We start from the raw sequence: 6,749 nt of genomic DNA, 5'->3' as shown, positions 1-6,749 counted from the left end.
CTCAACATCGTCAATCAAACCGTGATCCGGAAGGTGGGACCAAAACAGCGCTTACGGTTTTCGAAAAAGATGTGAGCTTGGCGCAGGCGACAAACTCCTGGTTCACCATCGTCTTCATTCGAGCGAGAAAAGCATCAAGGTCGGACTTGGCGTAAATCGGTCCCAGACCGGTCTCATGGCCGTCCGCAAACGCTCGTGGGATGTAACCGCCATGGGTGAGAGTATTCCAAAGTGTTCGCCCAGAATTCAGATACAGCCATGCCTTCGACCAGTTCATTCCGCTCGTGTATTTGGCTACGACATCGGCCACGACGTCCTTCGGCACAAGGATGCGATCAGGAGTCAAGTCCTTTGCGCTGGTTCCGATGACCCCGACCTTTAGAAGCAACTTCCTCAGGGTGAGAGGATGAAGGTTGAATTCCTTCGATGCCGACTGGATGGTATGGAAGCGTCGTTCAATGACGGGACCGAACATATCGTCGCCCGGCCCAAACGGAATAGAGCTTAGTGCCACTTCACGCATGATGGCTCGCACGCAGTCAAAAGCGGGATCATCGCTTTCATAGGCGAGGCGCTCATAAAGACGTCCGTACAGGTGTCGACCGCCGGTGTCGCCTTCACCATCCCAGAAGTCAGAGTGCAAGCCCTCAAGGAAACTCCGGAATGCGTCTTCTCCTTTGCAAAGGACTTCAAACCCGACTTGAGCGCTATCCACCCAATCCATTTCACTGAGGTCGTCGAATACGAACCTTTTGCCAAGGCGGATCGTGGCGCCCACCATTTCGCACATTTTCCCGGCGACGTATAAGGGGAGGCTGTCGAGCCAGCTTCGTCTGTCCCAACGTCCCCAGAGACGTTCTGTGACGTAACTTTCGAAGTCCGTCTGGATACAACGTGCAGCAGGGGGGTGAACGTTCGGATCGCGCTGCCAAGCGGCAATCATTGCCGCAATGTCGTGCCCTCCCTCCAGCGATGAGCGTTCGGTGAGCTGAAGAAGCACATTGTGGCGGGGGCAGGTTCTGATAAAGGTCACACACCAGGCGAGGCGGCCATAGGGGCGCGATGTGACGACGCCTGATCCATTTTCGTAATCCTCGGCAAGGCAATGAGGACAATGGCGAAGCCTCGATCGAAGGAACGACGATCTTGCGAGCACCTCTCCATTGATCTCGTGAAAAAGTCCATTGCGCTTTACGACTCGTTTGTCGCTGCTCCGCAGCTCGTAATCGGCGAGTGCCATCAACCTTGCTACCTCTTCGGGTTCTCCATCGATCAGCTTTTGATGGTTCAACCCCATGTGGCCGCAGAACTCTCGCACGCCGCTTGCGTAGTTGGCAGCAGCAAGCCGGGAGGCGTAACTTGCGATTGTCTCGTCATCGTGGAATGGCACAGTGATCGAAAGAGTTGTCATCTCGGCCGCTCCCCTGGCTTAAGGGACTTCCTGCCACTTGCAGGAGGTGTCCAGTTTTGATCACCCTCGGAAATCTTCGCACTGCCCCATGGTGATTCAGACCAAGTGGCGAGCTCAAGACGTTTGCTGCTGGCGAGCATCCAGTCGCATCATGATATGCCTGCGCGAAGTCACCGGTCGTGATCTCGGCTCGTCCTGCTTTCAGGACCTTAGCCACAGCGGATCGGATGAGAGTGATAATCGAGCCGATGTTTCCTGCACAGGCGTGAATTAGCCTTTGAGAAAGGTCGTCGATCGGCAATCCTCCGAGGTTCAAACCAGCATGCTGGGTGACGATCTCGCTGATCCAGGCCGAAACACGCCCTGATTTCTGTGGGGGAAAAGCCGCCCGGCGACCTAGAGCACGTCCGCTTTAATCGGGGTCATATCCTGCTGCGGCGAAGCAGTTTGCACATTCCTGGGGCTCGAGTCTGACGATTTCGCCGACGGTGTTCCACAATGCGTCGACGGATCGTTCGGCCTTCGCCCGCAGATCGTCCTTTTTTGTTTCGACTCCGCACGGAAAGAGTAAGCGAATGATCCTTTTCTATCCCATGCTGGATATGGCTTAGTGCGCACCTACGTCCGGGCGTTTGCACGAATTGCCGTCCAGTTCAACCATTTGCCTTCGCAATGGCTTCCCGAGCTTCGTTTGCTTCAATGAGCTTTGCGGCAAGGCTATAGCCAAGTTCTCGATACGCTTCAAATTGAGCCTCATGAAAGAACTGGTCGGAAGTGGGTTCGTCCGGAAAAGCTGGGTGTGCACTCCGATAACCGAAGATCTCATGCGACAGGTCTGCGGTCAGGGTCGTCTTAAGGTAAAGAAGGATCCCCGCTGAACCGTCGCCATAGCGAATTCTTCCAACTGCAAATCCGTTTTTGGCCAAGGCCAAGCCCGCTGCACCAAGTTGTGCGCTCGGCCGCAAACTCGCTAACCCGTACTCCTCTTCGGGGAATTCTATACGAGCTCCGAAATCGACCCGGACGCGCTCCAACATAACCGCCAGGTCATAGCAGAGGTTCTCAGGGTCACAGGTAGCGTCAGATACAATAATGACTTGCAGCTTCCGTCTAATAAGCTCGTATACACCAAGGTTGTCAAAATGGCCGCCGTCCGTCAGGTCGACAACCTTGCTGGTCTCAGCAAGTCTCCCAGCAAGCACGCCCGAGGTAATGCCGGGAAGGATGAAATTAGGCGGCACGGGCCATCTGCGTCCGAGATCGGGATGCGGAGCCCAGTGCCCGAGTCGGAGATTCAGCAGAGACATGAGAGTTGAAACAATCCTGTTGCGGGTGAAGCCAGCGCCCGCCACCCCCGTGTTGGGGTTGGCGGCTGCGCCCGAAATGGCCATTGCCGTGGCCAGCGTCATACCGGGATCGTTCATTTTCATGTAGACCTTGGATGCGACCCAACCAGTCGCCTCGCTACCGCAATACAGAGGCGAAAGGATAAAGCTATCCCCGCCGCGGCCTTTGTATTTTGTTTTCTTAGAATCAACCAATACAACATTTGTATTGATGATATGGTATGGTCTCGCATTCTCCCCCAGACACATATTTTCAATTGGCGTCGTGTCGGCCTCTAAAGCGTAGTTCCATGAATTTTTCTGGACGCTGTCGAGCGATGGCATGAACAGCTCCATCAGGCGATCTCGATACATTCGATGAATGCCGAGATAGTTGACATTCACGAACAATCCGAGAAAAAAAGCAATCGACGCAAGTGCGCCGAAAGACGCGAAGAACCAGGCCGGATAATCGTCGCTTATATTATAAATACTAAATGCGATGGTATATGAACTTAACAATAAAGCGTTTAGCAACATACAGCATCCTATCAGCTGTCGAACACCAGTGGTACTCTCTAATGTCTCGGCGGGTTCTGTCCGGCCCCGCCAAAAAGTAATGAATGTTCCGATCAATACCGTCGCAGCAATTGCTGGGACAGAATATTTCCCGGCGATCTCCCCCTCAGTCGGTATAAACGCCAAGACAAAAGAGGCCAACATCATTGTGAGTGCGTATCCGAAGTAACCTTGAATGTCGGTGCGTTGCCTATATCGCCGAGAAGACCAAACAGGTATAGGATTTGAGCCAACAGTCCACCGGTTCGCCTTCAGAGAATTACGTGCATGCTCAATCATCTGAAGAATCTGGTAGAGTAGAGTAAATACGGAATACAATAGGCTACATATTACAAATACTACCGCAAGACAAACACCAATTAATAAAAGCCATCTAGCGATCGGACCTGAGGGGAAGTAGGGAAGCCAGTCGCGAGCAGGCGCAAAAAGGGCCATAGGGATATTTCCGAGATGATCCTCGAACTTTTCGAATACATACAAAAGAGCAAGAAATATCAAAGAAAGAATTGAAATGTAAACTATAAGGGAGACAATCACAATTCGGAGAACAATGGCGGCTAATGACATCGCACCAAGGCTTCCACCGGGAAGGAGATAATTACCGTGATACCTGAAATATCTGATCAGAAGATCATCCTTGGCGTGGGTCCCCCCGGCATTGATACTAAATGGAAAATTGTGCGGTTCCGTGCCCGGACTGATCTCAGTGCCCGCGTTAGTCTTGATCTTCTTTTGCGACAGCCACCAAGTCAGTGAAGAGCCTATGTATCCTCCTCCAGACACCGTGGAAAGATAGTCTACTTTTCTGAGGACATTGGCCGCAGCGAGTGCCTGAAGGACCCCGAGCGCGAATGAGGCAGATCTGATCCCGCCGCCAGATAGCGCAAGGCCGATCAAGGGCTTTTGTTTGATGCGCCTTTCTTCTGCCTCGATGACAACCTGAGCGTTTGTAGTATACTCTTCTTCTGCTGCATTCTTTGTCATCGCTAGCCGCCACCTGTCGGAATTCGTTGTGCTCCAATGATGCCTGCGAAAGTTCAAAAGTACAAATCAGCATGATACCGGGAAGTTTGGTTATATACAAGTGTATATTTTAGCTGGTTCAGCAATACAATCAGCCGATGGAAGTAGCCTGAAATGTCAACTGCGATAAAATGCCTACCGTATTTTACCGGGCATCTTCTAGCTATTCTTGCAGTTTCGAACCTATTCCTTGGTGATGGTCAATTCGGCCGTGCTGCGGTACTTATTCTGGTGTTTGGCGCGATTTTTGATCACGTCGCGGGAGGGCGACGTTCGTGGTTACTATTTGGCTCCGACGTTCATGTAGAACGAAATACTCATGCTTTCATAGCCATATCAAGCGCATTTGTGCTGCTAGTTTGCATTTTATTGTCGATGTATTTTATATATCTAAGCAATGGCGTCATTTTTGACGCAAAATTGCTCCTATGCTCATCTTTGATTGGCTCGCTGTCGGTGGCGACTGGGCATGAACTGGTTCACAGCCAGAGGCTGTTTGACCGATTGGTTGGGATAATACTTATGACGGTGTGCGGCTGCCCCCTTTTTGTTATCGAGCACTACAGCGGTCACCACAAGAATATCGGAAAGGCGGTTGATCCCGCAACTGCCGGATATGGAGTAAGTTTTTTTCAGTATTTTCCGGAATATGTAACTAGATGCGTTCTTGACAGCTATGAACTTGCGAAGGTTAAGAGATCCCACGGCCGGAAGAGGAGCTGGGGGCTGGCGGCACCTGGATTTTTATTACTGCTTTGTTGCATGTTGCTTGGCTGGGTAATCGCTCTCTTTCTGGTAGGCGTAAATGGCGCGGGTTTTCTGGTTGGAATTGCTGCTTCATCAAATGTATTTTTGGCGCTTGCAAATTATATCCAACACTACGGGTTGTCGCGTCGTCAAAAGGGCGGCAGGTGGGAACCCATTGGGCCCAGTCACTCTTGGGACAGTTATCATCCATTTTCGAACTGGTTACTTTTAAATCTTCCGCTTCATAGCGAGCATCATGTCGGTTTCAGGAGACAACTTGCTGGGCCTCTGCCAGGTTTGTGCTCACCTGTGCTTCCCAGCGGGTATCTCGTAATGATTTGGCTACCTATCATCCCGCAGTTGTGGATGCGGGTAATGCATAGGACTATCGGATACTATTGGGCCAAACTTGAAAGTGACGGAGATTTTAGTCATGAAGGTATGTAGATATTGCGCATCCGAAGACATCCCTGATGCCGCGCTAAAGTGTAAATATTGTGGAGAGTGGCTAGGTGAGAAAAGAATATTTCGCGGAACTTTGACCGGAATAGCATACTTGCTGGCTGCGATGTTCTTACTGCAGCTGGTAGGCTGCGTGGCTCTTATAGGGCCGGTGCTGATCGGATAGCTCAAGGCGCAGGTTGTGGCACAGGCGCTGGTACGCGCCGCAACGTGTCGACGATAGCCCATCGTCAGGGAGCACACGCATGCAGGTGTTATGCGCTATAATTCTTGTACTCGTAGAGTTTATTTAGTAACTCGCCTGATGGAACTTTATCATTCTCCATAAAGGCAATGTATGCTTCGAGTATGTCTTTGACTCTAACCAAATCAACTTGGTCCAATTCGGCAAGCTCTTGTATTTTATACCGGTCTGGGAGCGATTGGTAGCTCGTCGAGAGAAGCCAGTCTTTCGCCGCCGATTTATTTAACCACTTTAACCCAAAAATTCCATTGCAGAGTTGAAATCCAAGATCTCTATGCAGTTCCTTCATATTGGCGATCAAACGAGGCGACTTGGTCTCTGGAGTAATCGCTTGGAATGCTCGGTAAATGGCGAACTCGGCTTCCTCACCGAAATCACCCTGATGTCTTTGCCCGCCGCGATTCACCATCTGCTCTGTCAGGACGAATGAAATGCGTTCCTCGACCTTACGAATTTCCTCCAGAATACTCTTTGCATCTTCAACCTTTTGTTCCAATTTCTTTTCATATTTTTCTAAGATGAATGAGCCAGGGGAAAGGACCAGCTTCTTTATATCTGTCCAATCGATCGTGGCAGCGATAAAGGAAAATACGCCTACAAGGAAGAAGTATCCCGCAGATACAGGATTCATGAGGGATATGAAGGGAGTGGAGACAATCATGAATGCTCCGGTCAGTCTCGCCCATCGAGTATATCTATTTTTTTCATCGTAGGGATCGTTTGACGTTCTTGGGAGATCAGACATCGCGCATCCATTCAACTTGAGTGAAACTTTTCCTTTGTCATCGGAAGTGTAACATAAATATGCAGCAGTACGAATATAATTGAGACCGCATCGCGCCAGTTGGCTGACCTAGTTGAACGTCGAGTAGTCACATTTTTCATGCGTTTCTCTTGACAAGCATGCCCCTACGACCGTCGCAGGTGCCTACGTAGCATCATTTCGCCACGCGCACGT

4 protein-coding genes and 1 pseudogene are annotated in these 6,749 nt (G+C 50.6%); 1 reads left to right on the top strand and 4 read right to left on the bottom strand.

The features are described 5' to 3' along the window. Positions 1 to 10: 10 nt before the first annotated feature. The 3 genes and pseudogenes from ILFOPFJJ_RS23870 to ILFOPFJJ_RS23860 form a co-directional block, all read right to left on the bottom strand. Positions 11 to 1,411: a TniQ family protein gene (locus tag ILFOPFJJ_RS23870; RefSeq protein ID WP_173513015.1), complete on the bottom strand. Its 1,401-nt coding sequence runs from the start codon at positions 1,409 to 1,411 to the stop codon at positions 11 to 13. 412 nt (positions 1,412 to 1,823) lie between these two features. Continuing rightward, positions 1,824 to 1,943 (bottom strand): annotated as a pseudogene (locus ILFOPFJJ_RS23865) (IS630 family transposase); the annotation flags it as partial. Between the two features lie 121 nt (positions 1,944 to 2,064). Continuing rightward, entirely contained in the window at positions 2,065 to 4,299 is a 2,235-nt protein-coding gene (locus tag ILFOPFJJ_RS23860) for a patatin-like phospholipase family protein (protein WP_173513014.1), read from the bottom strand. Positions 4,300 to 4,452: 153 nt separating this feature from the next. Here ILFOPFJJ_RS23860 and ILFOPFJJ_RS23855 point away from each other — a divergent pair, with 153 nt between their 5' ends. Next, positions 4,453 to 5,532 carry a fatty acid desaturase gene (locus ILFOPFJJ_RS23855; RefSeq protein ID WP_173513013.1) on the top strand — a complete coding sequence of 360 codons (1,080 nt, stop codon included), beginning with the start codon at positions 4,453 to 4,455 and terminating at the stop codon, positions 5,530 to 5,532. Positions 5,533 to 5,801: 269 nt separating this feature from the next. On the opposite strand, the gene ILFOPFJJ_RS23850 is transcribed toward ILFOPFJJ_RS23855, so the two are convergent. After that, a complete protein-coding gene (locus ILFOPFJJ_RS23850; RefSeq protein WP_173513012.1) occupies positions 5,802 to 6,452 on the bottom strand; it encodes a hypothetical protein in 651 nt (216 codons plus the stop codon). Between the last annotated feature and the right edge of the window lie 297 nt (positions 6,453 to 6,749).

It is taken from the genome of Sinorhizobium psoraleae (genome assembly GCF_013283645.1).
In the GTDB taxonomy this organism is placed as follows: domain Bacteria; phylum Pseudomonadota; class Alphaproteobacteria; order Rhizobiales; family Rhizobiaceae; genus Sinorhizobium; species Sinorhizobium psoraleae.
Note: the sequence above shows the minus strand (reverse complement) of the source record. Positions and strands in the feature narration are given on the sequence as shown.

Bases quoted from the DNA above. Each gene is read 5' to 3' on its own strand.
- ILFOPFJJ_RS23860 (WP_173513014.1), bottom strand. From the start codon at position 4,299: ATGACAAAGAATGCAGCAGAAGAAGAGTATACTACAAACGCTCAGGTT.
- ILFOPFJJ_RS23855 (WP_173513013.1), top strand. From the start codon at position 4,453: ATGTCAACTGCGATAAAATGCCTACCGTATTTTACCGGGCATCTTCTA.
- ILFOPFJJ_RS23850 (WP_173513012.1), bottom strand. From the start codon at position 6,452: ATGATTGTCTCCACTCCCTTCATATCCCTCATGAATCCTGTATCTGCG.
- ILFOPFJJ_RS23870 (WP_173513015.1), bottom strand. From the start codon at position 1,411: ATGACAACTCTTTCGATCACTGTGCCATTCCACGATGACGAGACAATC.